Source organism: Flavobacterium sp. Root420 (assembly GCF_001427905.1).
Classification (GTDB): Bacteria; Bacteroidota; Bacteroidia; order Flavobacteriales; family Flavobacteriaceae; genus Flavobacterium.
Genome location: NZ_LMEF01000006.1, coordinates 1 through 15,001, shown reverse-complemented (window position 1 = coordinate 15,001; position 15,001 = coordinate 1). Strand labels below are relative to the sequence as shown.

Annotated in this window: 15 protein-coding genes; 12 read left to right on the top strand and 3 right to left on the bottom strand. The window is 30.8% G+C overall.

Annotation, left to right across the window (positions count from 1 at the left end; translation table 11 throughout):
• The first annotated feature begins 140 nt into the window (after positions 1-140).
• From ASC72_RS05730 to ASC72_RS05710, 4 genes are all read left to right on the top strand, one after another.
• On the top strand, positions 141-1,595 hold the full coding sequence (locus ASC72_RS05730) for a hypothetical protein (RefSeq protein WP_131725783.1): 1,455 nt from the start codon (positions 141-143) through the stop codon (positions 1,593-1,595).
• Positions 1,596-1,614: 19 nt separating this feature from the next.
• Complete coding sequence (locus tag ASC72_RS05725; RefSeq protein WP_056188177.1) at positions 1,615-2,421, top strand: hypothetical protein; 807 nt, start codon at positions 1,615-1,617, stop codon at positions 2,419-2,421.
• Between the two features lie 3 nt (positions 2,422-2,424).
• Positions 2,425-3,216, top strand: a complete 792-nt coding sequence (locus ASC72_RS05720; protein ID WP_056188174.1) for a hypothetical protein — start codon at positions 2,425-2,427, stop codon at positions 3,214-3,216.
• A gap of 1,087 nt (positions 3,217-4,303) precedes the next feature.
• Positions 4,304-4,771, top strand: a complete 468-nt coding sequence (locus ASC72_RS05710) for a hypothetical protein (RefSeq protein ID WP_131725782.1) — start codon at positions 4,304-4,306, stop codon at positions 4,769-4,771.
• A 421-nt stretch (positions 4,772-5,192) separates the two neighbouring features.
• Here the strand turns inward: ASC72_RS05710 and ASC72_RS05705 are convergent, their stop codons facing one another.
• Positions 5,193-6,158 (bottom strand): GlxA family transcriptional regulator, encoded by a 966-nt coding sequence (locus tag ASC72_RS05705; RefSeq protein ID WP_056188166.1) that lies wholly within the window; start codon positions 6,156-6,158, stop codon positions 5,193-5,195.
• Between the two features lie 130 nt (positions 6,159-6,288).
• Here ASC72_RS05705 and ASC72_RS05700 point away from each other — a divergent pair, with 130 nt between their 5' ends.
• The 6 genes from ASC72_RS05700 to serB all read left to right on the top strand — a co-directional run bounded on the left by ASC72_RS05700 (position 6,289) and on the right by serB (position 10,050).
• A complete protein-coding gene (locus ASC72_RS05700; RefSeq protein WP_056188163.1) occupies positions 6,289-6,699 on the top strand; it encodes a VOC family protein in 411 nt (136 codons plus the stop codon).
• An 87-nt stretch (positions 6,700-6,786) separates the two neighbouring features.
• A complete protein-coding gene (locus tag ASC72_RS05695) occupies positions 6,787-7,191 on the top strand; it encodes an SRPBCC family protein (RefSeq protein ID WP_056188158.1) in 405 nt (134 codons plus the stop codon).
• A 108-nt stretch (positions 7,192-7,299) separates the two neighbouring features.
• On the top strand, positions 7,300-7,707 hold the full coding sequence (locus ASC72_RS05690; protein ID WP_056188359.1) for a VOC family protein: 408 nt from the start codon (positions 7,300-7,302) through the stop codon (positions 7,705-7,707).
• 2 nt (positions 7,708-7,709) lie between these two features.
• Positions 7,710-8,156, top strand: coding sequence for an SRPBCC domain-containing protein (locus ASC72_RS05685; protein ID WP_241775645.1), 447 nt, complete (start codon positions 7,710-7,712; stop codon positions 8,154-8,156).
• A gap of 60 nt (positions 8,157-8,216) precedes the next feature.
• Complete coding sequence (locus ASC72_RS05680; protein WP_056188155.1) at positions 8,217-8,663, top strand: VOC family protein; 447 nt, start codon at positions 8,217-8,219, stop codon at positions 8,661-8,663.
• Positions 8,664-8,820: 157 nt separating this feature from the next.
• Entirely contained in the window at positions 8,821-10,050 is a 1,230-nt protein-coding gene (serB, locus tag ASC72_RS05675) for a phosphoserine phosphatase SerB (RefSeq protein WP_056188153.1), read from the top strand.
• Positions 10,051-10,588: 538 nt separating this feature from the next.
• Here serB and ASC72_RS05670 read toward each other — a convergent pair.
• Both ASC72_RS05670 and ASC72_RS05665 read right to left on the bottom strand, forming a co-directional pair.
• Positions 10,589-10,909 carry a hypothetical protein gene (locus tag ASC72_RS05670; protein ID WP_056188150.1) on the bottom strand — a complete coding sequence of 107 codons (321 nt, stop codon included), beginning with the start codon at positions 10,907-10,909 and terminating at the stop codon, positions 10,589-10,591.
• Between the two features lie 73 nt (positions 10,910-10,982).
• Positions 10,983-12,491, bottom strand: coding sequence for a GH3 auxin-responsive promoter family protein (locus ASC72_RS05665; protein ID WP_056188148.1), 1,509 nt, complete (start codon positions 12,489-12,491; stop codon positions 10,983-10,985).
• A 243-nt stretch (positions 12,492-12,734) separates the two neighbouring features.
• Between ASC72_RS05665 and ASC72_RS05660 the strand changes: the two genes are divergently transcribed.
• Both ASC72_RS05660 and ASC72_RS05655 read left to right on the top strand, forming a co-directional pair.
• Positions 12,735-13,529 carry a DUF2797 domain-containing protein gene (locus ASC72_RS05660; RefSeq protein ID WP_056188145.1) on the top strand — a complete coding sequence of 265 codons (795 nt, stop codon included), beginning with the start codon at positions 12,735-12,737 and terminating at the stop codon, positions 13,527-13,529.
• Positions 13,530-13,786: 257 nt separating this feature from the next.
• Positions 13,787-14,866: a glycosyltransferase family 9 protein gene (locus ASC72_RS05655; protein WP_056188142.1), complete on the top strand. Its 1,080-nt coding sequence runs from the start codon at positions 13,787-13,789 to the stop codon at positions 14,864-14,866.
• Positions 14,867-15,001 lie beyond the last annotated feature (135 nt).

The window sequence follows — 15,001 nt, the reverse complement described above, 5'->3', positions numbered from 1 at the left end:
AAACATTAATAATAGAAAACCTGCCTGTAACGGCAGGTTTTTTTTATAAAAGAAAATTATGTTTAATATTTTTCCTACTTTTTTGTGTTTTTATTTGGGATTTAAATATATATTTGGCAAATATCTATTAATTTATAACTATGAGCCAAATTTTAAAGTATTCTGTATATTTATTACTATTGATGATTTTGGTATCTTGTGAAGAAAATTCTGAGACGAATAATGAAAGCCAAAATGTCACACATTTCAAAAATGATTTAGAACTCAACAAATTTTCGAATATAAATATTTCTGAAAATGTAGCAGTAAATTGGGAAAGTGTAAAAAAAACAGAGAAAGGTAATTTTAAAATTTCTGAGATTTCAGCTTATGAAAAAGCAGTAAGTACACTCGAATCTGATTTTTTAGAGAATCATTTAAAATATCAAATTGTTACAATTGAGTCAGAAGGAAAATTACATTCCTATTTTATAGAAGTCTATACGAATAAAGAAAGTGATGTTTATCCAGAAACTATTACAAAACTAAATGGTTTTACAGGGACATTAAATGTATTTCTCTTAAATGGAGAAAATTTAGGATCAGTAGCAATATATAAAGGAAGAGCCAGAAATATTTCAGAAAACAATAATCTAGATGTTTTGGCAGAAAGTATTAATGCTTTTATAACCAAATCTGATGCTACCAATAAAATGCCCCAGTGCGGAGGAAATTATACGGTAATTATCGATCAAACTATTTCTCGTTATGATGTTTGGACTGTTGGAGATAAAATAATAGCAATCAATTATGTTGGTACAACGACAACAAGGACAAGTAGTATTATGCCTTATCCTTGCGATGGTATAGCGGATAAAAGTGATGTATTTAATCAAAGAATTGAACTTTATAATTTTAAAGCTAGTTCTGGAGGAATTAATGGAGAAATTGCTGCACCTCAAATTTTTAATGAGCTAACAGGGAAAGCAAAATGCTTAAATGATTTACTTACTAAAAATGGAGATTCTTTTGTGCAAAAAATATTAATTAATTTTGAAGGAAAAAATTCAGAATTTGATATAAAAATCGTTTCTGTAGACAAGATTACTTCAAAAGATGCAACAGGAAATATTATAGAAATCAACGGGCATACTTTAGCAGAAAAAGGTAAGAGAGAAATACTTATAGAAATCAGCACGTCTAAAACAAATGAGAATTCTGCTTTAGATATCGTAAGAACCATTTTGCACGAATATATTCATGCGGATCTTCATAGTAAGACATTCACCAAGGAATTTGCTGAAGCAACAGATTTTGCAAAAGTTTTAAAAATGTATGAAAATCAGCATGGAGTTATGGCTGCATTATATATAAATAGTATGAAAACAGCCCTAAAAGAATTTCATAAAACAGTTCTTATAGATGATTATAACAAATATATTGCTTATTATGGAGAAAATCCTAGTGATGCTTTTTATGAGGCATTAGCTTGGGGAGGTTTAAGACTTGAGAATGTTAAAGCTTGGACAGATTTGACAGCTGATAAAAAAGCTGCAATTGAAAATCTGGCCAATAGAGCTACTAAATTAAGTAAAATGGTTCCTTGTGTTGATTAATATTTTAAATTATTTAATTATGAAAAAATCTGTTTTTTTAATAATATTCTTTTTCTTAATCACTATATTAAAAGGACAAGAAAAAGAAAAAGATACTCTATTTTTTAATCTCGATAAGTATTACACCATATCACCTAGCATTATACCAAATCTTATAAATAAAAATTATTTGGAAATTATTGAATTACAAAAAGAATTAATGCGACATACAAATACTAATGGTTATATTTATTTCATAGGTGATGGAATTTTAACTACAGGGTTAAAGCCTAAAAAAATTCTATCTATAAAAGACTATATCGAAAACAGAAAATTTTATCTTGATGGGAAATATAATAAAATAGTTGATGAAGGAAAGCTTAAAGATTCGCTAACAGATAAATATAAAATATTTTTTGTTAATGGAGATAAATTCATTAGTCCCAGAGTACTCGAATATCATTCTTATTATCCCTTAAGGGAAGGTGATAAAGACATTCAAAACATAATAAAAGATACTCTTTATTTCAAGTTAGATAATGATTATGTATATAAGCCAAAAGATGGTTATAAATCAAAATATATTTCAATAGATTATTTAATTAAAGATAACAGCAAAGATGAAGTTTTCTTTTTTAAAGAATTAGCAAAAGTAAAAGCATTGAAGCCTGGAGAAGTACTTTCACTTAAAGATTTCATAAGATCTTCAAGATTTTATGATGAAAATAAATCGCATAAATTGAATGAGATGTATCTAATGAAGTTCATGTCTGATTATGTTATTTATCTAGTTAATAACAAAAGGGAATACTTAAAAGTTGAACCCTCAGTTGTAATTGAAGATTAAATCATGAAAATATTTTTTCTAACAACCTTATTCTTTTTTATCTCTGGCTTAAAAGCACAAAAGAAAAAAGACACGCTTTTTTTTAATATTGACAAATATTATACTATTTCGCCTACAATAACTTCAAATCTATCTCAAAAAACGTACTGGGATAAGGTTGAATATGAAAAAGAGCAGATAAAACATACAAAAACAAATGGTTATGTATTTTTTATTGGAGATGGATTTTTAACAAAAGGTTTAAAACCAAAAATAATTCTCTCAATAAAAGATTTTATTGAAAATAGAAAGTTTTACCTGGATGGTAAATATAACAAAATAGTAGACGAAAGAAAGTTACAAGATTCTTTAACCAATAAGTATACTATATTTTTTGTTAATGGAGATGAGTTTATCAGTCCCAGACAATTACTATATTACTCATATTTCCCTATACGTCAAGGGGATAAGTCTATAGAAAATAAGATGAAAGACACTCTTTTTTTTAAATTGGACAATGAATATGTTTATAAATCAAAAGACCTAAATAACGGTTCTTCTATCTATTTAATTAAAGATAGCAGTAAAAGTGAAGTTTTCTATTTTCAAGAATTAGAGAGAATTAATAATTTAAAACCAAATGAAATACTTTCTCTTAAAAAGTATGTACGAGCTTCAAGATTTTATAATGAAAATGATTTACATAAATTATCTGAAGTATATTTTATGAAATTTCTAAAGGATTATGTCATTTATTTAACTAGTGGTAAAAATGAATATATAAAAGTAGAACCTTTTACTGTAATGGAAGATTAAATTATGATCGGTAGTTGAAGTAAAATGAAATTACTTTGAAAAATTATTTCATATTTGTTTTTACAATTATTACCTGTCTATTATGAAACTTTCCCTAAAGGAAGTAAAGATTACATAAGAATTGAAGCAAGATACGTAGCTGAATCTATATGGTGGAACATCAGGAAATCAACTGCAATTGGAAAACCTTGTAAAATTTAGAACATGAAAAAAGTATTATTTAATATTTATTATCAAGATAGATGCTTTAAGTTTTTTCTAAATATTTTTGAAAATGGAAAATTATACTCAACTACCTTGTATTTAAGTATCTTAAGCCCTCAATTATGTAATTGTCCCAATAAAACATTCAGCTAATCCATTTTTTTCACAATCAAGAATTAATGGGCTAGAACAAGAAAATGTCGACACCAAAAAATTGAAAGATTTAATTTTAGATATAGAGACAATTGTTGAAAACAAACTATTGTATCAAAAATTTCCACAAGTACTAATTCATATTATTTTAGAAGATATTAGTTTTCAAGGGATATATTTAGGTCATTTCAAAATGTATAATGCTTTTTTTAACAATGAAAATATATGAAAACATTAACGAAGAACTATTTTATTTTTGTGACAATCTGCATTTTGTTGTTTGTCTACTTTTACTTTAATCAATATTTTTATACAATAAATTTGTATGATACCTATTATCTTATAAGTTATTTTTTTCTTGTTATACCGGCTCTTATTATCGGCACTATTTTTTATTTGATAAAGATTTTAATACCAATTTCATATTTGAAAACAAAAAGAATAACAAGAAATTATTTAGTTTTTGCAACAATCTGTATTTTGTTGCTTATTTATTTTTACATTTTCGACAATTTTTACATACTTCGCTTTAAGGGAAATTTTTATTTTGTCAGTTACTACTATTTTATTTTACCAATTCTGATTATTGGCACCATTTTTTATTTAGTTATAAAACATAGACAGATAAAGAATGAGTAATGTATCATATATACAAAAAGGCCCCGATTTTAATTGGGACTTTTTTATTGAACTCTAAATTTTTGCTTGGAACAAAATGACAGCGAACAAAATGGCCGATATTCAAAATACATATGAAGGATGGAAAAATGTAACCCCAAACAATTGCAATATAAATAAAAAGACAGTGAAAAACATATTTTTAATAATCATAATATCATTAGGTTTGAATGCGTTTGCACAAAAAAAACCTAATAGACTAGAAGATTCTACTAGACCTATATATGTTTTTGCATTTAATGAAAAGATTGACAGAGCAACATATAAAAAGGTTCAAGGAATAACAATGATTACAGATTTTGAAATAGTAATAAATAAAAAGAAAGTATCTTTTCATTCTCCCCGCCCTCTAATGGACAGAAATGAAAAATTACAAGTGAATACCACTAGAAGTGAACTCGAAGAGATTATAAAAAATGATAATATTAATAAGCAGCCTTATTTTTATATTTTTGTCAAAAGTGAAAACAAATATTATTCTGCTGATTATATTATGTTCAGAACTATACAATGTGAGTAATATCAACAGTGAAAACAAAGTGCTGAGAAAATATACTATTATAAAGTATATGAGTGCTAATTTTAGTTCTTAAAAAACATTTGAAAAAAAATAAAAAGATAGTACTTATTTAAAGTGGCGCACAATAGAATGGATCAAATTTAAAAGGTTTAAAGTTTTTCAGTTTTTACTAGTATAGCTGTTTCTTATTTTATTGATACAGTTTTTTTGTATCTTTATAAGATAATTTTTAAAGCTATTTCGCTATGAATGAGGTTATTGAAGATTCAGAGGGACATATACTTCTTTGGCAAATTATAAATATCATCGGATTAATAATCATTGTATATGTATTGTATTTGCTAATTAAGTTTTTACGAAATAAGTATCGAAAATGAGATCAGGTAAATAAAACTAAAGTCCCGATTTTAATCGGGACTTTTTATTGCACTCTAAATTTCTCTCTATATTCAATGGGTTTCATACCGACCATTTTATAAAATACTTTTCTGAAAGCTTTTGGATCATTATATCCAGTTTTCTCAATAATTTCTGAAATCGAAAGCTGTGTTTGTTCTAAATATTTCTTAGAACTCTCCACTCTAATATTCTGCAAATATTCAATTGGCGGAATTCCGGTAACTTGTTTAAATCTTCGTGTCATGTTTCTGGCACTTGTCGGAATATCTTTTGTAATTTCTTCCAGTTTTTCAATGCTATGATATTGATTCTCAATTTTCTGCTGCAGCATCGCAACCAAAGTATCATTATGTAAATGATTTGGTCTGAAAGTACTGAAGTAACTTTGTTTGTATCGATCTAAATCAATAGAAAATACTTTGGCTATTTGAACCGCAATTTCGTTTCCGCAATATTTCTGAACCAAAAGAATGAGTAAATGAAATGATGAGGTTGATCCGCCACTTGTGTATAAACTTCCATCGGCTGTTAATGTTTCCTCAGGTTTTAAGTTTACCAATGGAAAAGCTTTTGTAAAAGCACTGCAGGCATCAACATGTGTAGTAGCTAGTTTTTCGTTTAATAAACCAGATGCCGCAAACAAAAATGCACCCGTACAGAAACTAGCCAATTCAGCTCCGGACTGATGTTGTTTTTGCAACCACGGAATAAATTTTTTATTCTTCGCAATCATTTCACTCATGTTATCTGTAGTAAAAGCGGGAATCAAAATAAGCTCCAGATTTATATCTGAAGTTTCAATCGAATTAACCTCATAGCCAAATAAATGTTTTTGTTCGATCTGTTCTGTCGATTGAAATATCATAATTTCAAAAGGTTTTTCAGTTCCTTTTGTCAGTTTATTAGCGGTTTCAAAAACTTCCAAAATCGCGGCTATACTTAATAATTTATAGTCATGCGGTACAATTAAAGCTATTTTCTTGCTCATAATCTTTAATTTATGATTTATACAAATGTAATTATTTTGTCTTAAATGACCCTAAAGTTGACTTTTATTGTATCAAAAAGCCTATTCTAATATTCTAAATTTGTGTCAGATAATTTGTAATTTTATAAATATGGGAACAAAAATTTTCTTAAATCTTCCTGTGAAAGATTTAAATAAGTCGATATCATTTTTTAAGCAGTTGGGTTTTTCGTTTGACTCAAAATTCACAAATGAAAAAGGAACTTGCCTGATAATTGGTGAAAATATATTTGCAATGCTTTTGTTAGAAGAATTTTTTAAAACATTTACTCCAAAACAAATTTGCGATACAACGACAAGCACAGAAATGATTGCCGCTATTTCTGTTGAGAGTAGAGACAAGGTTGACGAGATTATGACAGCGGTTGTTAAGGCTGGTGGTACAAAACACAATGAAGCTAAAGATTATGGCTGGATGTACCAAAGAGATTTTTTTGATTTGGACGGACATCATTGGGAGATTTTTTATATGGATGAAAGCCAGATTCCAACTGAAATGTAATCTGAAGGGATGCAAGAACAATTTTGCAGCATCGTTATTCAGAATTTTAAAGAACAATTCAATTAACAAATAAATAATAAAAATATAATGATCACAGTACAAAGCACAATCAACGCCTCAATAGATAAAGTTTGGAATTTCTGGACATCACCTGAACACATTACAAAATGGAGTTTTGCGTCGCCAGACTGGCACACGCCTTTTGCAGAAAATGATTTGAGAGAAGGCGGAAAATTCAAATCGACTATGGCAGCAAAAGATGGCAGCATGAGTTTTGATTTTGAAGGAGAATATACTTTGGTAAAACAAAACGAAGTCATTGAATACGTTATGGCAGATGGAAGAAAGGTTGAAATAACTTTCAAAGAAACACCAAACGGAGTGGAAGTAATTGAAAGTTTTGATCCTGAAACACAAAATCCGGAAGAAATGCAACGCGGAGGCTGGCAGGCAATTCTGGATAATTTTAAAAGTTACACAGAAGCTAATTAGCTTTTAGGCTCAAAGGCGCATAGTAACAAAGGTTCAGAGGTTAAAAAAAAAGCTTTGTGTCTTAGTGCCTTCGTGGCAAAAAAATGTTTAACGAAAAACAATAAAAAGATGACAAAACAAATATGGTTGAATTTGCCGGTAAAAGAGGTGGCAAAATCAAAAGCTTTTTTTTCGAAAATAGGTTTCTCTTTTAATGAAGAACATGACACGCCAAGCTCAACTTGTATGGTGGTTGGCGAAGGAAAATTTGTTGTAATGCTTTTTGAAGAGTCATTATTTGCCAGTTTTTCTCAAAATAAGCTTACAGATACACAATCGAGTTCAGAAATTTTGATTTCAATTGATGCAGAAAGTAAGGAAGAAGTTGATGAATTAGCGAAAAAGGCTGCAGAAGCCGGAGCAAATGTTTTTGCTTTGCCCGCCGAAAGCCAGGGCTGGATGTACGGCTGTGCTTTTGCCGATTTAGACGGTCATCGTTGGAATGTTTTATATATGGATTTTAGTAAATTATCATAGTTATGGAAACAATTGAAACATTAGAGTTTAAAATTAGAATTAAAGCTCCTGTAGAAAAAGTTTGGTCCGTTTTATGGGATGACGAAACGTATAAAAAATGGACAGGTGCTTTTTGCGAAGGATCTTACGCAGTAAGCGATTGGAATGAAGGCGATAAAATTCATTTTATGTCTCCAAGCGGAGAAGGAATGAATAGCATTATTGAAAAGAAAATTCCAAATGAATATATGGCTTTCAAGCATGTGGGAGAAATAAAAGATTTCAAGGAATTGCCTGTCACCGAAGAAACACAAAAGTGGAGCGGCGCTATGGAAACCTATCGATTAACACCAGACGATGAGTTTACAGATTTGGTTGCTCAGGTTGATGTAGTTGAAAAATATATTGATTATTTTAAAGAGGCTTTTCCAAAAGGATTGGAAACAGTAAAAGAGCTTTCTGAGAAATAGAGGAAAGAGAATAGAAGAAAGAATATAGATTTAAAACAACAAACAAAAAAACAAAATATCATGGCAACATCAGTAAACCCCTATTTAGTTTTTAATGGAAATTGCGAAGAAGCATTTCTATTTTACAAATCAGTTTTTGGAGGAGAATTTCCTTATATCGGAAAATTTAAAGATATGCCGGCCGCTGAAGACGGAGGCTGCGCCGAAGTATCAGAAAAAGATGCTAATCGAATTATGCACGTTTCACTGCCAATTGGAAACACCATTTTAATGGGAAGCGACAGTAACGAACAATCCGGAGATGTAAAATTTGGCGGTAACTTTTCAGTTTCAGTCAATGTAGAAAGTAAGGAAGAAGCAGATAGAATCTTCAATGGACTTTCAGCAGGAGGAAACGTCTTTATGCCAATGGATAAAACGTTCTGGGGAGCTTATTTCGGAATGTTTACCGATAAGTTCGGTATCAATTGGATGGTAAACTTTGATGAAAATGAACCAAATAAATAATTAAAAAGTTAGGTTATTTTAATAGCAGAGCATATTTGTTAAATTAATTCAAAAAGCACATGATTATGTGCTTTTTGTTTATAAAAAAACAAACAATATCCTTTTTTATCAACGATAGATTGCCGATTTTTGTCGCTTCAAAAACAATAAGGATAAAATGGCGATAGAAGATAAAGAGATTATTTTATTAAAAGTTTCAGGACACGATAAAATAGGAGTGACTGCTGGTTTAACAGCTGTATTGGCGACCTATGATGCTAATATTTTAGATATCGGCCAGGCCGATATTCACGACACGCTTTCTTTAGGAATTTTATTCGAAATTGAAGCCGGTTCTTCTTCTGCACCTGTTTTAAAAGACTTGTTGTTTAAAGCTTACGAATTAGAAATTAAAGTTAAGTTTATTCCCATTTCGATTGAAGATTATGAAGTATGGGTAAAATCACAATCGAAACAACGTTACATTATCAATATTTTAGGCGAAAAACTCGCAGCATCTCAATTGGCTGCCGTGACTAAAATTATGTCAGACCAAAACCTGAATATTGATTCAATTATTCGATTGACAGGCAGAACTTCTGTCGTTGATCTTGAAGAGTATCCACGTTCTTGTATTCAATTATCTGTTACAGGCGAAATTGTAAATAAGATTCTAATGACAGCCAGTTTTATGGAGATTTCCAGAACATTGAATGTCGATATTTCTTTCCAGGAAGATAATATCTACAGAAGAAACAGACGTCTGGTTTGCTTTGATATGGATTCTACTTTAATCCAAACAGAAGTAATCGACGAATTGGCAGAACTGAATGGAGTAGGCGATCAGGTAAGAGCGATCACGGAATCTGCAATGAATGGCGAAATTGATTTCAACGAAAGTTTCAAACAGCGTATGGCGTTGTTAGAAGGTTTGAGTGAAGAAGTTTTACAAAAAGTAGCCGAAAATTTACCAATAACACAAGGTGCACATCGTTTAATGAAAGCCTTAAAATATTACGGTTACAAAACTGCAATTCTCTCTGGAGGATTTACCTATTTTGGTGAATATCTGCAAAAAGAATTGGGGATCGATTACGTCCATGCCAACCAATTAGAAATTAAAGACGGTAAATTAACCGGAAAATATATAGGCGATATCGTAGACGGTTTAAAGAAAGCCGAACACCTAAAAGCCATTGCTGAAAAAGAAGGTATTCACATCAACCAAACCATTGCAGTTGGAGACGGCGCCAATGATTTGCCAATGCTAAACCTGGCCGGCCTCGGAATCGCTTTTCACGCCAAACCAAAAGTTAAAGAAAGTGCTTCTACTTCAATATCTAGTTTAGGTCTTGATGGAGTTTTGTATCTTTTAGGATATCATGATCGATATATTGATATGATGTAATAAATCAATAAACATAAAGTTTGTCATTCTGAGGAACGAAGAATCGCACAAGAAGTTCGACAATCAAAATAAAAAAACCTTAGCTCATAATTTGAACTAAGGTTTTTTATTTGGGACATGCCCCTCCGGGTCGGGCTATACGTTCCAATCTTTTTGTTTTTAAAGGCAAAACAAAAAGGATTTCCACTTCTATCCCTCATGCGGTTTAGTGGAATTAGCGGTTAAAAGAAAATAGAGGTTTAAATAAGTTTAGATTAGATTTATTTTGAATAGCCTCCAGCTTTAGCTGGAGGAAATTAATTTGAGTGATTCAAGGCTTTAGCCAAATTATACAGCAATGTAGATTTTGGCTAAAGCCAGATGTGTAGCTGTATTTTGTACCACTAGCTGAAGCTAGTGGCTATCCAAATGTGAATTAAGTTTAGTGGCTAATTTTTAAGTATTTTTTTATACAATGGAACAGGATAATCTTCTAGGAATCGCCAATCTGAATGATCTTGATAATCTAGTTCTAATTTTTTCTCTGAATATTTATTTTTTAAATCATTGAAAAGTGTAGAAATGACTTCTGAATCTTCTCCAAAAAACCAATAATTTCTAGCTCCTCCAAAAGTTTCAAGGAAAAAATAATGGAATTATTTTTTCCTTGAAAAATATTTACTACTTCATTGTCAAAATCAAATAATGATTTATTGTATTCAGATGTAGGTAATCCATTTTCTTTGACAAAGTCAAAAATGTGAGTTATGGAAATAAGTTGAGGATACTTTGATTGATATTCCCAGATATTTTTATAATTTGGAATTCTTAAAAGTAAAGGAGTTCCTTCATATTCTGTTTGAGTTGTTAACCATTCCATGTTTTTTGCAGATTTATTCTGATTTTAATAATGTGATTGTAAATACTATAAAAAAAACTTTTTTAAACAAATCTTACATCTCCTTCAACTGCTCCAAATAATCTCTCTGATTTGAAAGTCTCGGAATCTTATGTTGTCCACCCAATTTATCACGTTCCTTCAACCAATCGTAAAATAAATTCTCACGTGCCACATTAATCACCAAAGGATTTAATGTCATATTGTTATAACGTTTGGCTTCGTAATCAGAGTTTAAAGTCTGTAAGGTTTCATCTAATATTTTTTGGAAAAGACCAACATCAGCCGGTTTTTTCTTGAATTCGATCATCCATTCGTGTGCGCCTTTTTCTTTGTCCTGCATAAAAATAGGAGCAACTGTATAATCGATAACTTCGGTTTGGGTAACCTGGCACGCTTTGGCAATCGCCTCATCCGTGTTTTCCACCATTAATTCTTCCCCAAAAACATTAATATGATGTTTGGTTCTTCCTGTAACTCTAATTCGGTACGGATTTAATGAAGTAAACCGAACGGTGTCACCAATTAAATAACGCCATAAACCAGAATTGGTTGTAATTACAATGGCATAGTTTTTATTCAATTCCACATCGGCCAGACGAATTACTTTTTGGTTTGGAGTATCAAAAGTATCCATCGGAATAAATTCGTAGAAAATACCATAATCCAGCATCAACAATAAATCACTGGAATTATTTAAATCCTGAATGGCAAAAAAACCTTCAGAAGCATTGTATATTTCGTAGTATTTAAAATCTTTGCTAGGCAATATTTTCTTGTATTGTTCTTTATAAGGAGAGAAACTTACGCCGCCATGAAAGTAAACTTCCAGATTTGGCCAAAGTTCAAGCAGGTTTCCCTTTCCCGTATCTTCTAAAACCTTATTCATTAAAACCAGCATCCAGGAAGGAACTCCGGCAAAACTGGTCACGTTTTCAGTTTTTGTTTCATTGATAATTGCAGCAATTTTGGTTTCCCATTCACTCATTAATGAAGTTTTGCTGCTCGGCGTACTGCTAAATTCAGCCCAAATAGGCATGTTTTCGATCAGGATTGCCGATAAATCGCCGAAAAAAGTATTATTGTTTTCGTAAATCTGAGAGCTTCCCCCTAAGCGAAGACTTTTCCCTAAAAACAACTCTGAATCTTCATTGTTATTCAAATACAAACAAAGCAAATCCTTACTTCCTTTATAATGGCAATCTTCTAAAGCTTCGTTGCTTACAGGAATAAATTTACTTTTGGCATTGGTTGTTCCGCTCGATTTGGCAAACCACTTAATTGGAGTTTCCCAAAAAACGCCCTGTTCACCCTGACGTGTACGTTCAATTAAAGGCTGCAATTCTTCATAAGTCGCAATCGGTACTCTTTCAGCAAAAGTTTGATAAGAACTTATAGATGCAAAATCATATTTTTTCCCAATAACAGTGTATTCGGAGGCGGTCAATAAATTATGCAATAGCTCTTCCTGAACTTCATTCGGATATTTAAGAAAAAGTTCTATTTGGTGAATCCTTTGTTTGAGGACCCAGGATGCGAAAGAGTTAATGATTGATACGGGCATGAATGATTTTAGATTTTAGAATTGATTTTAGATTGCTGATTTTATGTTATTGTAAAAATCGAGAATTTAAAATTTGAATATCATTAGACAAAGATTAACTTTGCCTTTGTATCAAAAATAGTGTTTTTTTGTAAAAAACAATTCTATTTGAAGTAAAGATTCCAGTTCAAAAGTGGAATTTTAACAATAAAAGTTCACTATCCTGAGCAAATCTAAAATCTAAAATCAGCAATCTAAAATACAATGACATATCAAGGTGTACTTACAAAAATGCAGACAGAAATTGGAAATCCTATTCAGTATTATCTGGTTTTTGAAGATAGTTTTCTTAGTATGAACCAGTTATTAAATAAAGAAATAGAAATTAATTGCACAGGTTTCCAATGTTTGAATTGCAGTAAAAAGAAAAAAATCTACCGACAAGGTTTTTGTTATGATTGTTTTTACTCAAGCCCAGCTGTAGGAGATTGGATTATGAGGCCAGAATTGAGTACGGCTCATTTGGGTATTGCAGATCGTGATTTAGCTTATGAAGAAAAAGTCCAATTGCAACCTCATATCGTTTATTTGGCTTTGTCAACTGAGATAAAAGTGGGCGTAACACGCAAAACTCAGGTTCCAACCAGATGGATCGATCAGGGTGCAACACGTGCTATTGCTATTGTTGAGGTTCCAAATCGATATTTGGCCGGAATTACCGAAGTCTCTTTAAAAAATCATTATACTGACAAAACCAATTGGAGAAAAATGCTTCAGGACACTGAAATTGCCTTTGATCTGATTGCTGAAAAAGCAGAAGTGGAAAGTTTGCTCCCACTAGAAGTAAAAGAATACTTCTATACTAAAAGCGATGATTTATTCGAGCTGAATTATCCTGTTGTAAATTATCCTGCAAAAATTGCCAGTTTGAACTTAGATAAAACGCCTACTTTCAGTGGAAAATTAGTGGGAATTAAAGGCCAGTATTTAATTTTCGAAGACGGAACAGTTTTTAATGTTCGTGGTTCAGAAGGGTATGTCGTTACAATAAACGTCTAGGTTTATTGGGTAGTCGTCTGGTTTAACTGGTCAACGGTATAGTATATTTCTGTCCTCGAAATAGCTATCGTAATTTTAAATCTTCCAAGCAATTAGAAATGTGAATGTTGAAACATTTGCTTACAATATTGTAATAATTGCTTAATCAAAGAATTTACTTTTAAAAAAAAATAGAGCCTAGTTTTGAGCTAGTTCAAACTGTGATTTTTTTGAATTTAAATAAAAAGATTTAATAATACTTTAAGTTATTCGATAAGATGGGTATTTTAAAAAAAGTAAATGTTTTTAGGCGCAGTTTAATGCGCAGTGTTACTAAGAATATTGGAAAAGCAAGCTTACAGAACGATATTGTTTTAGCTGATAAAGCGGCTATAAAAAGAATCCTTATCTGTCGACCAAATGGAAGATTAGGAAATCTATTATTGATCACTCCTCTTATTCAGGAAGTCACCGCTATATTTCCAAATTGTAAAGTCGATTTGTTTGTTAAGGGAACATTAGCTCCAATAATCTTTGAGAATTATGAAAGCATCGATAAGGTAATCGATTTACCTAAAAAGCCGTTTAAAAATTTACTAAAATACCTTAATGTCTGGATTTCGATAAAAAGACAAAATTATGATATGGCGATCAATGTCGATCAAAATTCTTCTTCAGGACGTTTAGCAGTTCAGTTTTCAAATGCTAAATATAAATTTTATGGAGATTCAAATGAAGAAACTCTATTTGTAAAAAAAGACTATGCTCATATAGCCAAATATCCTGTTTATAATTTTCGCCATTATTTAACCAAACTTGGATTTCCAAAAAGCAACAAAATTATACCTCCATTAGATCTCAAATTATCTTCTGCTGAAATAACTGAGGGCAGGAAAGTTTTATATAACCTGATAAAAAATGAGAAAAGAACAATTTGCATATTTACCTTTGCAACTGGAGAAAAATGTTTAACAGAGGAATGGTGGGATAATTTTTATACACAACTCACAACAGAATATACAAACTATAATATCATTGAAATTTTACCTGTGGAGAATGTTTCGCAAATAAGATTTAAAGCTCCGGCATTTTATAGTAAAGATATTCGCGAAATAGGATCTGTAATCGCTAATACTGATTTATTTATTGGTGCAGATAGCGGTATTATGCATTTGTCAAGTGCTGTACAAACTCCAACAATCGGATTGTTTTCTGTTTCAAACCTAAAAAAATATGGACCTTATGACAATTGCAGTATTGGAATAGATGTTAATTTATATACAAATAAGGATTATTTAAAAACTATAAATTCAATTTTGAATAATGGAAAATTAAACATTTATTCAAATGCGATATAAGACATAAAGCAGAAATAAAAAAGGCATCCGTTATAGGAGGGCACTGAAAAACATCCCTTATTTTAATCAGGTTTATTTTTTAGACAACAAAAAAACGCTTATAACGGGATTTAAAAAGATCCGTTGTAAGCGTTT

What these genes read in the sequence shown, in the direction of transcription:
- ASC72_RS05730 (WP_131725783.1), top strand. Translation starts at nt 141, where the DNA reads ATGAGCCAAATTTTAAAGTATTCTGTATATTTATTACTATTGATGATT.
- ASC72_RS05725 (WP_056188177.1), top strand. Translation starts at nt 1,615, where the DNA reads ATGAAAAAATCTGTTTTTTTAATAATATTCTTTTTCTTAATCACTATA.
- ASC72_RS05720 (WP_056188174.1), top strand. Translation starts at nt 2,425, where the DNA reads ATGAAAATATTTTTTCTAACAACCTTATTCTTTTTTATCTCTGGCTTA.
- ASC72_RS05710 (WP_131725782.1), top strand. Translation starts at nt 4,304, where the DNA reads ATGGCCGATATTCAAAATACATATGAAGGATGGAAAAATGTAACCCCA.
- ASC72_RS05705 (WP_056188166.1), bottom strand. Translation starts at nt 6,158, where the DNA reads ATGAGCAAGAAAATAGCTTTAATTGTACCGCATGACTATAAATTATTA.
- ASC72_RS05700 (WP_056188163.1), top strand. Translation starts at nt 6,289, where the DNA reads ATGGGAACAAAAATTTTCTTAAATCTTCCTGTGAAAGATTTAAATAAG.
- ASC72_RS05695 (WP_056188158.1), top strand. Translation starts at nt 6,787, where the DNA reads ATGATCACAGTACAAAGCACAATCAACGCCTCAATAGATAAAGTTTGG.
- ASC72_RS05690 (WP_056188359.1), top strand. Translation starts at nt 7,300, where the DNA reads ATGACAAAACAAATATGGTTGAATTTGCCGGTAAAAGAGGTGGCAAAA.
- ASC72_RS05685 (WP_241775645.1), top strand. Translation starts at nt 7,710, where the DNA reads ATGGAAACAATTGAAACATTAGAGTTTAAAATTAGAATTAAAGCTCCT.
- ASC72_RS05680 (WP_056188155.1), top strand. Translation starts at nt 8,217, where the DNA reads ATGGCAACATCAGTAAACCCCTATTTAGTTTTTAATGGAAATTGCGAA.
- serB (WP_056188153.1), top strand. Translation starts at nt 8,821, where the DNA reads ATGGCGATAGAAGATAAAGAGATTATTTTATTAAAAGTTTCAGGACAC.
- ASC72_RS05670 (WP_056188150.1), bottom strand. Translation starts at nt 10,909, where the DNA reads ATGGAATGGTTAACAACTCAAACAGAATATGAAGGAACTCCTTTACTT.
- ASC72_RS05665 (WP_056188148.1), bottom strand. Translation starts at nt 12,491, where the DNA reads ATGCCCGTATCAATCATTAACTCTTTCGCATCCTGGGTCCTCAAACAA.
- ASC72_RS05660 (WP_056188145.1), top strand. Translation starts at nt 12,735, where the DNA reads ATGACATATCAAGGTGTACTTACAAAAATGCAGACAGAAATTGGAAAT.
- ASC72_RS05655 (WP_056188142.1), top strand. Translation starts at nt 13,787, where the DNA reads ATGGGTATTTTAAAAAAAGTAAATGTTTTTAGGCGCAGTTTAATGCGC.